The 16,914-nt window shown below is 32.0% G+C and carries 12 protein-coding genes; 2 read left to right on the plus strand and 10 right to left on the minus strand.

Features of this window, described 5'->3' with window-relative positions:
- Positions 1-3: 3 nt before the first annotated feature.
- The 7 genes from I130_RS15535 to I130_RS15565 all read right to left on the minus strand — a co-directional run bounded on the left by I130_RS15535 (position 4) and on the right by I130_RS15565 (position 6,974).
- A complete protein-coding gene (locus tag I130_RS15535) occupies positions 4-717 on the minus strand; it encodes a hypothetical protein (RefSeq protein WP_034925370.1) in 714 nt (237 codons plus the stop codon).
- Positions 718-3,099 carry an AAA family ATPase gene (locus tag I130_RS15540; protein ID WP_034925373.1) on the minus strand — a complete coding sequence of 794 codons (2,382 nt, stop codon included), beginning with the start codon at positions 3,097-3,099 and terminating at the stop codon, positions 718-720.
- Positions 3,100-3,295: 196 nt separating this feature from the next.
- Positions 3,296-3,745: a cold-shock protein gene (locus tag I130_RS15545; protein WP_034925377.1), complete on the minus strand. Its 450-nt coding sequence runs from the start codon at positions 3,743-3,745 to the stop codon at positions 3,296-3,298.
- Between the two features lie 277 nt (positions 3,746-4,022).
- The gene (locus I130_RS15550; RefSeq protein ID WP_034925380.1) at positions 4,023-4,499 is read right to left on the minus strand and encodes a cupin domain-containing protein; all 477 of its coding nucleotides are present in this window, start codon (positions 4,497-4,499) and stop codon (positions 4,023-4,025) included.
- A 10-nt stretch (positions 4,500-4,509) separates the two neighbouring features.
- Complete coding sequence (locus I130_RS15555) at positions 4,510-5,892, minus strand: FAD-binding oxidoreductase (protein WP_034925383.1); 1,383 nt, start codon at positions 5,890-5,892, stop codon at positions 4,510-4,512.
- A gap of 222 nt (positions 5,893-6,114) precedes the next feature.
- On the minus strand, positions 6,115-6,480 hold the full coding sequence (locus tag I130_RS15560; RefSeq protein WP_034925386.1) for a DUF1622 domain-containing protein: 366 nt from the start codon (positions 6,478-6,480) through the stop codon (positions 6,115-6,117).
- A gap of 32 nt (positions 6,481-6,512) precedes the next feature.
- Positions 6,513-6,974 (minus strand): universal stress protein, encoded by a 462-nt coding sequence (locus I130_RS15565; protein ID WP_034925389.1) that lies wholly within the window; start codon positions 6,972-6,974, stop codon positions 6,513-6,515.
- A gap of 241 nt (positions 6,975-7,215) precedes the next feature.
- Between I130_RS15565 and I130_RS15570 the strand changes: the two genes are divergently transcribed.
- Entirely contained in the window at positions 7,216-7,698 is a 483-nt protein-coding gene (locus tag I130_RS15570; RefSeq protein WP_034925392.1) for a ferritin-like domain-containing protein, read from the plus strand.
- An 80-nt stretch (positions 7,699-7,778) separates the two neighbouring features.
- Here the strand turns inward: I130_RS15570 and I130_RS15575 are convergent, their stop codons facing one another.
- Complete coding sequence (locus I130_RS15575) at positions 7,779-8,417, minus strand: hypothetical protein (RefSeq protein ID WP_034925396.1); 639 nt, start codon at positions 8,415-8,417, stop codon at positions 7,779-7,781.
- A gap of 133 nt (positions 8,418-8,550) precedes the next feature.
- On the opposite strand from I130_RS15575, the gene upp reads away from it, so the two are divergent.
- Positions 8,551-9,207: a uracil phosphoribosyltransferase gene (gene upp, locus I130_RS15580; RefSeq protein ID WP_034925399.1), complete on the plus strand. Its 657-nt coding sequence runs from the start codon at positions 8,551-8,553 to the stop codon at positions 9,205-9,207.
- Here the strand turns inward: upp and I130_RS15585 are convergent.
- Both I130_RS15585 and I130_RS15590 read right to left on the minus strand, forming a co-directional pair.
- The gene (locus I130_RS15585) at positions 9,204-11,474 is read right to left on the minus strand and encodes a BamA/TamA family outer membrane protein (RefSeq protein WP_034925729.1); all 2,271 of its coding nucleotides are present in this window, start codon (positions 11,472-11,474) and stop codon (positions 9,204-9,206) included. The genes upp and I130_RS15585 overlap by 4 nt on opposite strands.
- 22 nt (positions 11,475-11,496) lie before the next feature.
- Entirely contained in the window at positions 11,497-16,488 is a 4,992-nt protein-coding gene (locus I130_RS15590) for a translocation/assembly module TamB domain-containing protein (RefSeq protein WP_034925401.1), read from the minus strand.
- Positions 16,489-16,914: the final 426 nt, after the last annotated feature.

A 16,914-nucleotide genomic window follows, 5' to 3' on the forward strand; every position in this document is an offset into this window, starting at 1 on the left:
ATATTAATTCACTTTACGGTTTAGGTTTGTTTCTATTTCTTTTGAATTTAGAAAAGAAATAAGGTCTTTAGTAGTAGCTCCAGATTCTAAGGTGTATTTTAAAATAAGATCTTCTGGTAGAACTCCACTTTTAAGCCTAGGTTTTTCTTCGAATTTGAGAATAGGATTATCAAACATAATATCTAAAACGGCATCTTGAGTAAGATTCGTTTTAAGATAAAGAGTTTGTCTTAACGCACTACTTTTATTGGAATTAATGGTGAATCCAGATTCTTCAACTTTGATATAATTAAAATACTGCTCTCCATGTTCTGTGTTAACAATCATTCCTAAAACCATTAAGCGTTTAATCTCTCCTTCTAAATTAGGAGCTTTAATTAAGGCTCCTTCACTAACTATAGGATTAGACTTAAAGATTATTCCACTTAGATAATTGCGGATAAATGGAAAGCCAAATACTCCAATTATAATTATTAGAATACTATGTGTAATATAATTAATAGATATAAATCCAAGTACAAAAACTATTACAGCCACTGGAACATAAAATAAAAGGCTATTCCTTAACCAGAATATAAATTGTTTATTAGCTAGATTTTTCTTTGCTGAATTTTCTATAAGCTGAATTATTATTTTTATAACACCATATAAAGCTAGTAGGCCTATAAAAAGATAAAATAATCCTTTCCATGAATAAAAAGTTGTGATAGATTCCATTTAATTAATAATTCCTCTATATCTCAGAATTTCAAAAACATCTGAAGTTATTACTCGGTTTAAAATAAGATTACCTTTGGAGTTTCGCCATAAAACTTTTGTATTTACAAGCCTTTTAATCCCTAAATCAAAATTGATATTATAGCCTTTCCCTAAGAAATTCTTTAATAATACTTCATTTATATATTTATAGAGATACACATATTTAAGAATGATAAGTTCCTCTGAGCTGAAAAAATCTTCAAAACTACAGTCTGCTTCCTCAAATATCACCAGATTATTATCCATCATCTTTGTACTATAAGCCCAGGCTTGGAGAACTTCACCAATGTTATTCTTAAAATTACTGGATAATTCCTGAACTTTTTGCTCAATTTGTTTTGGAGACATGAGATTCCTATCCTTATTAACCAATTTTTTATGAGAAGCTCCATGTCTTATTAGAACAGCCTTGAATATTTCTTCAGGATTAGTTTTATTCAAATCTATACGAGTAGTAAATGCATTGGAAAATGGCAGCCTCTGATCTAAATGTTTTTGCATGGCTTTAGATATAGAAACCATTACAAAGATCCTGTCAGATTCTGAAAGCGCAAAATTCACCAATGCTCTAACATTGTCTAAAAAGCTAATTTCATCTGACCTCCAAAATTCTAAATCGTCAATTAATAATACTGGTTTTGTATTATAAATATTCTTACTCACCTCTTGTAAAGATTCTTTTAAGTTCTGGGTAGTTTTAAATTTTCTACCTTCAATGGTAATGGTACTATCTGTTTCTAAGAGAACTATATCTTTACCAAAATGTTTTTTAGCGAAATCTTCCATTAAAGTGGATTTACCACTTAAATTATTTCCGGTAATTAGCACCGACTTATTAAAGCCTTTTTGCCAATTATTAAAGGACACATCGAGTTTGTTCTCTTCTTCTATTCGAGGCACAAGAAATAGATCTCCAATAAAGTTCTTATTTAAGAATAAGGTGTCATAATGCGCATTCTCCTCCTTAACCATTCTAAAATTAATACAGTTAATCGATTTTTCAACTAAATTATCTGGAGATGTTGAAATAGTTTGCTCATAAGAAGAATTCAGGGAATTAATGGTTGATTTAATCTTTTGAAAACTTCTCATTAAGAATCCACTACTTCCCGAAGTATATTGATTTAATGAAGATTGAAAAGATACTTCCAAAAATTCCTCTGTGCCATAAATATTTGTTGCCAAAAGTTGATTGAAAAGTTTATTCTCTATTTGAGAAATAATTTGCTGTTGCCTCTCAATATTTACTACAATGGTATTTTGAATTTCCTTAAGCGTAGCTATTTGAGAGTGTACTGGAGATAAAGATTTATTGTTTCTAATTAATTTGAGACTGCTCTTTAAATTCAAAAGGCTATGTTTATAGAAAGAAGCCAGATTATTCTGATTTTCCCATAGGTCAATTAGATATGGTAATAATTCATAGTCTAACCATTTTTTAACAGATCTATTAAAATCAATTTTTTTAATAAGTAATAGGCCTTCATTTGTAGCTGTTGGAAAGTTTAAAGTGACCAAGGATTTAACTTTCTCTTCAACCAAATCTGCAAATCCTTCCAATTTTCTACCCGAAGTTTCAATCTTTTTTACTGCAAAATCAATTTCGGTTAAAACAATAGCGATATCTTCATTATCATCCATTTTCTCCAAAGACTGCGCAACGGCCGCAATGGATGCTTTAGAATTTTGAGCTTCTTCTAAACTACTTTCATAAGAATTTACAGTATAATTTTTAATAGAGTTAAAGATCTCTATTACCTTTTGAAAGGTTAAACCTGCAGTTTCTATGAGCTGAAACTGTTCAAGAATATTTTCAAATTGAACCTTATACACGGGCCAAGGGTTTTGATGATGTTTCGTTTTATTACAGATATCCTTATTACCTTTTTCGAACCTAGCAATAGTTCTATACTCTTGCTCTATAGATTTATGAAATCCGTTTAGAGCTTGTAAAAGAATAGATTTAGACTCTGTAAAATGTGCAGCAATAGATTCATTTTCAACAACATTCTCCTCTGCCTTATGTGATGCAATTTGGAGTTGAAGAAAAACATCTCGATGTATTAGCATGAGATCTTTAAAAGATTTGGCTAAGGCATAATGTAAAATGTAGCACTCCTTAGAATCCTCATTTTTAGAAGTGATTTCCTGAAAATGATAAGCTGAAGTTGAAATATAGAAGTTAGCTAATTCTGAAAAGTTTAAAAGAATAGTTCTTCTTAACCTTTCAGAATTAGTAATAGTATCTAATGTATATTTATATTCATCAAGTTCCGACTCGAACTTTTTTGAAGAGTAATCAGATGTAACCTCAGAAGTTTCTAAAACTTTTGTTTCCATTTATTGATAAACAACTTAGATGTATTTAATAATTTAATATCATCTAAAGTTACATACATTTTATCTTAAATGACAATTAAAGCTTTATTCCAACATAAAAGATATAAAACTTAAATCAACTAATACATGATAGTGGTAAGTGCCAAATCAAATATTAATTTCTAAAAAATTTAAAATGATAGGTTTAAAAAAAGAATTATCCTTTCTTAACTCTAACGGCATTCATTCCTTTCATTCCACGTTCAATTTCAAAAATCACATTATCCCCTTCTTTTACTTCATCTACAAGTTCGCTAATGTGAACGAAATATTTTTCTTGAGAATCTAGATCATTTATAAATCCAAATCCTTTGGAATCGTTAAAGAATTCAACTTTTCCTTTATGGAAAGGATCTTCTTCTACATATTCTTTTTTAGGAACACCAATTATAATACTCTCTGCATCTATTTTTTCCTTCTTTTTATTAGGATCTGGTGGAGTATCAGTTAATTGTCCGTTTTCATCAACATAAACCAACATATCTTCCAAGTCGCCGCTCTTCGCTGAAGATTTGCGCTCTTCTTTTTTACGTTGCTTTTCTTCACGTTTCTTTAAACGTTTTTTTTCTTTTTCTTTTTTACCAAAACTTTCTTGTGGTCTCGCCATTCTTACTTAAAATATTAATTATTATTTATCTGCTCTGCCTGAACAGTCTGGCAACACGTAAAAACACTCGATTAGAAAGCAAAAAAGATCTCAAAAAAGATAAAATAAATCCTTATTGAGGGTATTAAAATTACTTGAAGGGCATTAATACGTTTACCGTGGTGTAAAAGTACAATAATAATTGCATAAATCATTATTCATTTAACATCTGCTCCACTAAAATTTAATATATTCCTGTGATTATTTCCTTCAATAGTTCTTAAACTTCTTCTCGAATTTATTTGTCTATAGGCATTGCATCTAAAGAATCCTCTAATGCAATAAAGAGCAAGCAAGGACCTGCATTTCCACATTTTCCGTAATGAGGTTTTTTGGCTGGACCATAAGCATAATTGCCCTGCTTCATTGTCTGTGTATTCTCTCCTTCATACGTAATTTCTAATTCTCCAGACAATAGAACCATTCGTTCTGGAGAATTATGCCAATGATTCGGAAAATCAGTGTTTGCAGGTAATCTAAATAGAATGTCAGCATTTTTTTTAGTTGGATCTCCATGTAAAATTGCAACTTCACAACCCTCAGGCATAAACTCAGGACATGGTCCCCATATTATTTTGGAGCTACTAGGATTTATTACCACAGAATTTTCCAATATAGTTTCATCAGATTCTTGGGCATAGGTGATTACCGGAGAAAAAGCTATTATGAAAAAGTATAATCCAATATTGCTAAATAATTTAATTTCTCTTTTCATTGTAATAGTATTAAGGTTTAATATTCTGATTTACTCTAAATAAATTTTTAGGATCGTACTTTCTTTTAATTTCCACTAACCTATCGTAGTTCCCTTTATAACTAGCTTTTACTCGTTCTTCACCCTCATTCATTAAAAAATTAGAATATGCACCGCCTGCAGAATGTGGGTGAAGTGCTTCCCAGTAATCTTTACACCACTTAGTAATTTTAACAGCATTGGCGGGATCAGGGTCTACTCCTACTATCACTCCAGCATATTTTGCATCTCGATAAGCCCAGGCAGTTTCAGCGTTCTTTTTTCTACTTGCGGCTCCATTAATAGGGTATAGATGCATTTGAGATAAAGGAGTTGGAATTTGAGATCCGAATTTCTTATGCTGCTTTCTTAATTCTGGACCTAATTCATTAAAAAAGTCTGCTCTCCAATACCATTGCAATCCCGGTGGGAATAAGCCATCAAAAAGAGTTTGAATTGCAGGGTAAGGCATCTCTCCTAAGTGTTCAAAAATAGGTTTCATTTCTCTTATAGGCTTAAATACATCTTCCGCATTTTTTTTGTCACCTAAATAACACCAAACAATTCCGCAGAATTGTTTATTATGAAGGAATTCTGGAAAAGGTGGTCCTGGAATTATCATAGTTGCAATAAACCCATTTAGATCTTCTTCTGCAGTTTCGATAAATGCATCGTACCATTCCATTACTTCTTCCACTTGGTCTATAGGCCATAATGTAGGACCTCCAAAAACTGTTTTTACAGGATGCCCTTGAAATTTAAAAGAGGTGATAATTCCGAAATTTCCTCCACCCCCACGAATTCCCCAAAAAAGATCTGGGTATTGATGGTTATTCACAGTGAGATAAGTACCATCTGCCATAACTATATCTACTTCTAAAAGGCTATCTATAGTTAAACCATACTTTCTTGCCAAATAACCAACACCACCGCCTAAGGTAAGACCAGCAACTCCAGTAGATGAAATTATTCCAGATGGAATGGCTAATCCAAAGGCATGTGTGGCATGATCCACTTCTCCCCATAAATTACCTGCACCTACAATTACCGTATTATCTTCAGCATTAACACGTACAAATTTGATCTCAGAAAGATCTATGACCATTCCCCCATCACATGACGCGAGCCCACCTCCATTATGACCGCCTCCTCTTATTGCAAGTAGTAATTTATTATCTCTCGCAAAATTCACAGCTGAAATTACATCGGCGGTATCTATACATTTAATAATCACACCAGGATGCTTATTGATCATTCCATTGTATAGCTTTCTGGATTCCTCATAATCTTTATCATCTGGAAAAATAATTTGACCTTTAATCTCTTTTGATAATACCTCCTTCATACTGGTATTTACTGTTCCCGTTAACTCCATATCTAAATTATTTATTAATAAAATTGAATTTGATAAGCCTAACGTTCAAAATGATTGTTACTCATTATGAAAGTTCTAAATTGTGGGGAAATATATTCGTGAGGTTATGGAGGGAATTAGTTGATTTTCAGGATATTAAAGATAAGTAAAATTTAATCCATATCTGGATATAAATTAGTAATCCTTAAAAAAGGGAGATTGATTATTTAGAACTTGGAGGTTTTAGCTGGAAGTTGTCTCGGATTCAATATTTTTGGTTTGCCACGGAAATTTTCCTTCTATTTCAACTTGTAGAGAGATGCTTAAAAAGGTTCTTATAAGAACGATCACTCCAAGGGTAAAAACTCGCTTAAGGGTAGGTTCTGTAACAACAGTTGCAATAATATCTGCTGCAACTAGTACTTCTAGACCTAATAAAATTGCTTTACCGAGTTCACGTCTTAATCTAGTATACAAATGATTTTTAAATTTTAATTGAGAGAAAAGAAAACGAGATATTGCTATTAAAGCTCCAATGGAAATAATAATGACGCCTATGGCTTCCAGACCTTTTGCAACGTATTCTATATATAGTTTTACTTCGTCCATATTTTCTTATAACCTTTTACTAATTATAATATCTAAGCTTTATTTTTAGTGGGAACCATATATACAGGAACCCTCGTGTTTTTTAGAACTTGCGAAGCAACGTCTCCAATAAAAATTTTCTCTAGAATATTATGACTATGTGTGCCAATAACAATGGTGTCTGCCTTCCATAAAGTTGCATATTCTAATATCACATTTGCAGTACTTCCTTCAACTACTTTAGTTTCTACCTTGCTATCATTAAGGTGATTTCTTACAGTGCTCAAAAAATTTTCTGCAACCTTATTCATTTCCTTATTAATATTTAAATCTACTTCCGCATCATAGCCATCATAACCCATAAATGTAGGATATTGAACACCATAATATTGTAAATCTGCTATTACATGGAGCAGGCAAACTTCAGCATTTAAATATTTAGAAAGTTGATATCCAGCATCTGCTACAATTTCTGAAGTTGGATTATAATCTATACAAATAAGAACTTTTTTCATAATCATGTTTATTAAGTAAACAACTAATATATAAGCCTAGAAAGTATTACTAATTTCGTTAATAATTAGATCAACACACTAACATTAAAAAGTTTTTTATTTCAATTGAAGAATTCCTTAATAATTTTCAACTTCTTAACATATAGTGTTAAACCATTGCAAAATATGATTTTGGTTATTTTTTTTCGATAATTATCATAGTATCTTTATAAAAGTTTATATAATTAACAAAAATAAAAATATGAAAACAACCAGAGAAGAAGCAAGAGAAGAAAGTCATGATGAAGTTGTAAATAACCTTAATGAACTTTTAGAGAAAAATTATGACGCGGAAAAAGGCTTTAAAAAAGCATTAGAGGATGCAAAGAATCCAAGTCTTAAACAATTCTTTAAGCAACAAGCTGTGATAAGAAGCAGATTTAAAACCGAAATAGAAAAAGAGCTTCATGATCTGAATGCTCATCCAAAGGTAAAAGAAGGTAGTACTACTGGAAGTCTACACCGAACTTGGATAGATATAAAGACTGCCCTTTCTGGAAATGATGATGAATCTGTTTTGGAAGAATGCATTAGAGGCGAAAAAGCTAGTGCTAAAGAATATGAGGAAAAATTGAGCAAAGGTCATTTTCCTCCTAATGTAAAAACAGTGTTAACTAGCCAGTTACACGAAATACAAAATACCATATCTAAAGTAAAAAGATTAGAAGATATCGCAGACGATTAAATAGTTTGTAAACCCGAAAAAAAGCCACAAATTTCTTTATTTGTGGCTTTTTTAAATTCTAAACTGTTTTTATATTTTAATTATTGCTTAACTACTATCACACTGGCTTTAGCTCCTGTGAGCAAATTCCATTCGTTTGTAGTTATTAATTCCCCTTGATCACCATATATTTTGAATGCCGCGGTATTTGGTCCTGAACTCCCTTGATTCAGCGCCTCAATCTCAATCGTATTAAAACCGCTTTCCAACTTCACTAAAATTGGTGTGTAATTTGCCTGTAATTGAATAACCGATTCTATCATTTTGCCATTTACATATACCCTTACTTTATCTCCATCTACATATTGATAATCTCTACACAAAACCTCGACATAACTTCCACTTGTTTTAAAATCACCTAAATATTGGTCTTTTCTAAATTCTTCACTAATCCTCTTATCTTCAGTCCATTTTTTTTCGATATAATCTCCAGCAGTTAACAGATCATTGCCGGTTTTCATACTAAAATTTTCCTTTTTCTCTGAAGGTAAATTAGAAGTTCTCTCTTTAGCCTTAAAAAATGGATTAGCAGATTTTGTAGTAGGAATTGCAGATCCTTCAGAAGGAGGTGGAAATGAAGTCCCCGCACGCTCAATAGGGGTAGATTTAATTGGTGTTTCTTGAGAAAACACAAAACTAGAACTAATAATAAATAAGAAAAAAAATAAATATATTTTCATTTAATGAAATTAAGTAATTATTAGAAAAATCATAATATCAAAAATAGCACCATGAATATAAAAATCAGATATTATATGGATGAATAAGGACCTAACTAAAAATTCTGCTTAAATTTATCAAAAAAATCTTTCCATGCAAGTTATCAATCTAGGCAAACAACAATCTATACTAAATAAATTTATATCAGAATTAAGGGATGTATCTATTCAATCTGACAGAATGAGATTTCGTAGAAATATTGAGAGAATAGGGGAAGTTTTAGGTTATGAATTAAGCAAATCCCTTTGCTACAATAATGTAGATATCAAAACCCCTTTAGGGATCTCAAAATGTAATATTCCCGAAGAAGATGTTGTTATCTGCTCCATTCTTAGAGCTGGTTTACCGCTACATCAAGGATTATTGAATTATTTTGACAGAGCTGAAAATACATTTATTTCTGCATATAGACATCAAATTTCTGAAACAGAGTTTGAAATTAAGGTAGAATATTTAGCTTCTCCTTCTTTAGATAATAAAATTTTAATCTTAGCTGATCCCATGTTGGCTACAGGACGTTCTTTTGTAAACGTTTATAAGGCTTTGAAATCTATGGGAACTCCAAAGCAAATACATCTGGCTTCAGTAATAGGTTCTGAGGAAGGTATCACTCATATTGCTGAACATTTCCCTGAAGACACAAGGCTTTGGATAGCAACTGTAGATAAAGAATTGAATGATAAAGGTTATATTGTTCCAGGTTTGGGAGATGCTGGAGATTTAGCATACGGCGTTAAACTTCAACATTAAAAAGGATATCCTATTGCAAAGTTTAGTACTGGATTTTGGTAATCAAAATTAAATTGCTTTCCATCTGTTGGTCTTTTTACCGCAGTAGCAAGATCGAACCTAATTACAAAACTTTGAATATCTATTCTTAGTCCTGCTCCTACTCCAATTCCAAGCTCGTTAATAAAATCACTACTAAATTTACCACCTTCTAAAGAATCATTGGTATTCCATACATTGCCTGCATCTGCAAATAAAGCACCTTTAAAAAAAGAATAAATTGGAAAACGATATTCTACATTGGCTTCCAATCTAATATTTCCAGTCTGATCAAAATAGGAAAGGTTATCTTCAGATTCTTCTGGCACATAAGTTCCAGGACCTAATGATCTTGTTTTAAATGCTCTAACACTATAAGGTCCGCCAGAGAAATATTGTCTTGTATACGGCATAACATCCGAATTCCCATAAGGCATTCCCAGTCCTGCAAATAATCTAGTTGCAATCTTTTGCTCTTTGGCAAAATTAAAATGATACCTAAAATCTATATCAGCTTTTGCATATTGAGCATATTCAAGTCCTGCAAACTTTTTAGGTTCACCATCATCTGAACTGGAACTAACAAGATCCAATGTGTTTCCTGCGATATCTACATTAAAACTTGTAAAGACTTGATGAGTTTTTGCGATATCTACCATTCCATTATAGGTAAAGGTATACGTAAGACCAGCTATAAATTGCTGATCAAAACTAGTTTTTAGAAAAGGATTTGCAGTTAAAATATCATCAAATGCTTGTGTTGTATTTGCTAGTTTAACGTAATTAACAGCTATTGGATTAAATTCGTGCGTGATATATTTGTTGGCATTCCAATAGTAACCGAAGCTTCCATAAAATGACATAAGACTAAATAGATTAGTTCTTGTTAAGTAATCTGCTCCTAGGCTAATCTTGGTTTTTGGGATGGCATACTTAAAAAAGTCTTTACTAATAGATATTGGAAACAACAATCTTGGATAAATAAGATCTGCTCCTATTCCAAACTCTAAACTATTAAATCCAGATTGATTTCCTTTTGCAAGTTGAAACTCATACCCAAATTTCGCGGTTAAATTCAAAATTTCTCCACCTTTAAAAAGGTTACGGTTTACATAAGTTAGGGCTAAATTAGGACCGGCAAAATTATTAGATTTGGTAACTGCCTGCAGTTCTGCTCTTATTGCTCTTTTATTTAAAGGAGACAGGAAGATATTCGCTTCCAGAATCCCTAAACTATCTGTAGAAAGTGAGTCTATTTCATCATATCTAATATTCACAAATTTATATGCGCCAATGGTGGACAAACGCCTACTAGTCGCGCTAGAATTGCTGGGACTAAAATATTGTCCTTCTTCAATTAATAAAAAAGGATCTAATTTATTAGGTTTGAAATATTCAACATCTTGAATAAAGTTCTTTTCAGCAAACCGAATGGTATCTTTAAGAATACTGTCGTTACCTATCACATGGTTGGGAAAGATATTAACCTTACTTATTTTGTAAGGAACAATCGTGCTTTTAGGTACATCCTTTTTTAAACGTAAAAAAATATCAAATCTTTTATTTGAATATTGATTAGTATCTGCTTCAAAAATCAAAAGGCCTGGACCAAAATTATAATAACCTCTCTGCTTTAAATCAAGATCTATTCGCACTCTTTCTTTTTTTAATTCGGAAAGATCATATCTCATACCTTTTTTTAGTTCAGTATTTGATATTCCAGCGGCAATGTCTTCATAGACTAGGGAACTATCTGAATCTATCTTGTATTGCTCCATAAGATATGGTTGTGATAACCTTACACTATAATCTACCCTTGCCTCTTTCTCGATAGAATCTTTTTCTACTCTTGAAGTAACTTCACTAAAAAAGAATCCTCTATTTTCTAATCTATTTAATATTAAACTTTCAGTTTGTGCCTGGTCTATTCTTGTAGAATATACAGGTTCCTCCCCAAATTTCTTGTTCAGGAATTTATTAATGAAACCAGGCTTCTCTTTTTGAGCTTTATAATGAAAATAAAGTCCCGGTCGCATTCCTAAAAACTCTTTATTCTTAACTGGTTTTAAAACTTTTTCTAATTCTGTTTTAATAGTCTCTATATCCCTAATGGTATCTATTTTGGTACTAAATTCAACATTAGCACCAGCATATAAAAGTTTATCTTCAGGAATATATTTTTCAACACTACAACTAAAGATAAAGCCTAATAATAGTAGCAAACTACTAACTTTAAGAATTGAAAACATCCCAAAGAATGTATTAAATATGTTATTTCTTTTCATCTCTCTTAGCTTCATCAATTATGGCTTTTTCAAATAACTCTTTGAACTTATTAAATTCTTGTGTGAAAATAAGTGCAATACCACTTACTATAAGTTGACCATCTATAACATTATCAAATCTATTCACTCTAAAACCTTTAAGCCTAAATCTTCCGTTCTCAGTTAGCAGATATTCCAAACTCACATTACCTATAATTGCATTGCTTTCTCCACTTTGATCACTACCTTGAATATCAACATTACTTCCCACTCTAACAATTAATCTATCATCTAGTAGTTTCTTTTGCGCTGCCACTTCCAATTGAGTTCTATCTTCAGGATTTGCTCCCTGGTAATCTGTAAAACTATCCAATCCAAAATCCAGCTCTAATCCAGATTTTCCAAGTATTTTATTCGATAGTAAGTTTAACTGATCTGAGAGTGCCTGATTTAGGTTATCACGAGCCACTGTTGCTACTCCACCACCACTACTATCAGTTCCAGATTCTGGGAAGAATTTGTTCAATACTAATAAAGAGAATACTTGTTTGTTTAACTCCCCTTCTTGTTTATTTAATTGTTGGACTCTTCCATAAACTTCACCCCCTATAGCACCTTGCTCATCTTCAGGCATATCCAAATTAAATGTTAGCACAGGTTGCATTAATTCTCCATCTACATTTAAGTAAACTAGGAAATCTAGTTCTTGTCTAAATCTATTTTGGTCTCTCTGATCTGCTCCGGAGAGCTGCGCGGCCATTAAACTGCTGGCTGAGGTTTCTACTTTATAAACTGCACTAGCATTTAAATTGGCATCGTAAGGATCTCCAGACCAGGTTATTGTACTACCATCCACAATTTCAAAACGTCTTTTCACCAAATTATAAAGACTCATTTCATAATGCCCAGAACTAATGTCTATTCGGCCAGATAAAGTTGTTCTTCCATTTGGAAGGATACTAAAAAGCAGATCTCCCTCTCCAGATGCTGCTAGATTGTCCCCAGTTTCCTGATCTACTATCATATTGAAAACAGCCTCATCATTAATTGAAATATTCGCGTTTACTTCATATCCAGAGATTACCACAGATTCTTCTTTGGTTTTAGTTAAAATATCATCTGGATCTTCTCTATTTACAAAAATCACAACTCCATCTCGCTCTACAATATCCAATGCTGCTTCTGGTACAACATAAGTAATATTTGTATCTGGCCCAACTTTTAGGTCTAAATCCAATTTCGGTAACAAGAGATCTCCAGTTAATTTAGCTTTTGCATCAAAACTCGCAACTCCATAAAATAAATCATTATCTTCTTTAGTAGAATTCAGGACTTTGAAATTATTAGCAACAAAATTTAGATCGAAGCTAGGATTTAAATAGGTTTCAGTAAGAATTGAACCATCCATTACGAAGGAGTTACTATTTTCATCCTGGATCTTAAAATTATTAAAGTAGATTCCCTTATTGTCAAGTTTCAACAATTCATTTTCAAATAGAAAGTTAGCATTTAACATTGACACCTCAAACTGGGCATTGTTGAAGTTGAATTCTCCATTATATTGTGGTTCTAGGGTTGTTCCACTCACCTTCATCTTTCCTGAAATATATCCTTTCCCATTCGTGATCTCTCCACCAGACAAGCCATCCAGTGCAATCATATTAAATTTATTAAGACTTAAGTCTAAATTCAACTTCGCTGCAACTTCGTTAGCCAAATAATCCCCAGTTACATCTAAGTCTACATTTCCATCTTTTACTGCTAAGTTAAAATCGTAGCTATTGTTTCCAATAGATTTTGCATCTAGTGTTAGCCTGCCAAGTGGTGCTCCTAAAACTTCAAGATCTAAAATTTCCAGATCTGCTAAAATTCCTGTCTCAAGAAATGGATCTTCAATCAATAGATCTCCGCTCATGATACCTTTAGCCAGATATTCATCTGGGTTTAAATAGCTAAGGAATGTTTGCAAAGTGAAATTTTTAAAATTTACTCCTATATGCTCCTTTGCAATTCCAAATTTATCTGAATAAAAATCAACTAGTTGATTCTCATGAGAGAAAGAAAAATCTTTAAATTGAATTCTATTTTCATAAAAAGAAACTTCATTTGTTGCTGGGATCTCCCAAGCTTGTTGGTTGAGAATAATATTATCTGGCACTATATGCAAGTATAAGATATCGTTAGCTTCAAATATCTCTGTTTTCATATGCACTAGTTGCTTATCATCATTATATGAACTAAAATCCATAAATAATTTCCTGTCGGTTATTCGCCCGTCCAGAAGTGTCTTCTTAATTGCTAAAGGTCCGGCGGTGAGAGAATTCAGTCCAAAATCGAATTTAAGGTCTGACGCGTCAGAATTTATGTTGAAAGCAAGGCTATCTATCTCTGTTCCCCAAAAATCTATATAAGGTATATTTACAGATCCAATCAGAGTTCGTTCCTTTTCACTAAAATCCATTTTGACATTGATGGTGTCCAACTCTGTTAATCTGGTTACAAACACATCACTTAAGATTGGAGCATCTATAATTTTTCCTCGAACTATTACAGAGACTGGATTTACAGCGGTATCTCTAATTTTTTCTGGATGTAAATAACTTGTAAAATGTGTTTGTAGTGAGGCAGAAAGGTCTGCAGGGTTTGCATTAGATCTTAAAGTAAGATCTAGCATTTTATTATTTATATCTAAAGAAGTGGAATCTGGCAATACATAAGCAGATAGTCCTACATCCCCAAGTAAATAAGATTGATTATCATAAATTGCTAATCCATCGGTCACTGCAGCATTTATTTTGTAAGTCTCTAAATCCCCTTTAAAAGTTGCATTTATTTTCAGCGCGCTTGTTATTTGTTTTTCAGTAAAGCCTAGGGCATTTAGATTGGCACCTTTTACATCAATATCCATATCAATTTGACTAGCGATTGTATCTAAATTCACATAGCCATTAAGGGCAATATCTAAATTCTCATCTTTATAATTAGCAGTAACTGGTCCCTCCCCATCCAAAAACTCCCCATTAATCTTGAGATCTTTAATGCTATAATTATTTAAGGATAGGTCGGTAATAGTAGCATCTAAATTGGCATTTAAATGATTTAGATCTTTCCCATTCCCACTTGTAGTGATTTTAAGATCTAAGGTGCCTAAATTATCCATTTTGAGCAAATTCCCAAGATTTAGCTTTATAGTTTCAAATTGGGCATTGAAAGAAATTTCATTTTCAAAATTAAAATCACCAATCATCTTGATATCACCATTGGAAGTAGTTAAATAAGAATTGGTCTTTAATGAGCTTAAGTCTCCAGAAAAACTTCCTTTCAATGATACTGAATTTGGTATTTCTATTCCTAGATCTTCCTCCTTCACAAAGCTATTTAAATCCTTTCGTATAGATCTAAAATTCACATTACTGAAGTTGTAGCTTAAATTATCTACATCCATGGGATTAGAAATAGTCCCATTTGCATATAATGAAGTACTATTTCCCCAATTAATAGAAGCATTAGAAACACTTAAACCTTTACCAGATCCATCTATATTAAATTGTCCAGATAAATTTTTGGCACTTAATGCCTTTATATATTCATTCTTTTTCAACTCGGGCATATAAACAAATAGATCCTTCATGTCTACTGCGAAATTCGAAATTTCTGCATTTAGATCGATTTCTTCAGGAGTATTGATAAGCTGTGTAATACTTTTATATGCAAGAGCAGCATTTCCATCTATTACATTGTCATTCAATTTAAGTTGAAGACTGTTTAAATTTAAATTAGTATCTGTAACCTCTAAATTTCCCTTGAGTTCTCTAAGATTTAACCCTGAACTTTCCTCAAATGTGAGTTTATCAATTGAAGCACCTACAGTTTCATTTTTTAAATAAATATTAGTTGCTTCAAAATTAAGATTAGAAACTGCCAGAGCATTTGCATTGTAAGTTTCAGCCTGAATCTTAGCTCCATCTACCAGATATGTAAATTCATCAGCAATGAAAGAAACCTTATTGACCTGAACATCCCAATTTGGCCAAGCAAATTCTTCCAAAGATTTTTCGATGTCTTGAGGAACTTCCCGTACTTTTTCGTCAGCAATAGAATTGACTTCTAAAATAATATCCGATTCCTTTAAAAGAAGATCTTCAATTAGAACTATATTATTTTGAAGATCCATTTTTGGAATAGAAGTCTTTAATTGACCTATATCTAATTTGGCAGCCAAGCCATCTGGTGCAGAACTATAATAGGTAGAAACATTTTCTATTTCTAAACCCTTTAAAATAATAAACGGCATTGGAGATGAAGATTCTTCCTCCGACTCTGGAAAAGGTTTAGTTTGTATATAAACAATAGAAGAATTTCTTAATCGAGCTTTAGAGATGTTAAACCTCATGTTCTCCATATTGGTCTCTTCCATTTCCAAAAGAAATTCTTCTATATGAAGATCAGCTTCAATTCCACCAACCTGATCTTTAAAAGATATTTTAAAATCATTGAATTTGAAATCACCTAATTTTAAGCTCATAGGATCAGAAGCGGTAGAAGTATCCACTACTGTGCTGTCGGTAGTGGCAAAGGCATCAACTAAGAATTGATAATTAAAACCATCTAAAGAATCTTTTCTTATAATATTGGCTTTAAGTCCCTCCCAATCTAGAGAGTTAACAACTACTCCACTTCCCTTAATTAAGGGCATGAATGGAATATCGGCGTCCAGTATTTTAGAATAAATTAAGGTATCCCCGTTCTTATCTTCCAGATATAGACCTTCTATTTGAATATCGCCGGAAAATGTAATGAACGCTTTGTCTAAACGAACAATAGTATTCGTTTTGTCTGAAATATAAGAAACAAGCTTATTAACGATAATCCCCTGTCCCCAAGGACTTCGGATAAAAAGTAAAATGGTAATTATTAGAATTAGGAGACTTAAAAATATCCAGCCAACTACTCTTAGGAATTTATTTTTACTTTTCTCTTTCTTTACTTCCTTTTCCAATCTTTCTTATGCTTGAACTCCAAATTTAATTTATAAACAGAGTATATTAAAGAATTGAACTCTTTAATTTTGGATGGCTACTAATAATTTTTTGTTAAAGAAGATTTTCTTACTGCAGCTCTATTGTGGTTATTAGAGGAAATCCCATAAAAATTACAAGCCAGTAGATGCTAATTACCATATTTCCAGAATTTGGCATAGTTTCTCTTTACTAATAGGAGTACGATTTTAGTACATCTGTGGTAATTTTTCCCACATAATTTAAATTTTCCACAGAAAAGAATGCACAAATTTTTCCAAGAATGACATTAACAAGTACCTTAAAAAGCATCAAAATATTATAAAAGAAATACCATAATATTATGATTTACAACTATTTATAAAAATATTTTAGTGTTTTAAAAAGAACTAAATATGGCATTAAAG

This window comes from Gillisia sp. CAL575, from assembly GCF_000403785.1.
Lineage (GTDB): Bacteria > Bacteroidota > Bacteroidia > Flavobacteriales > Flavobacteriaceae > Gillisia.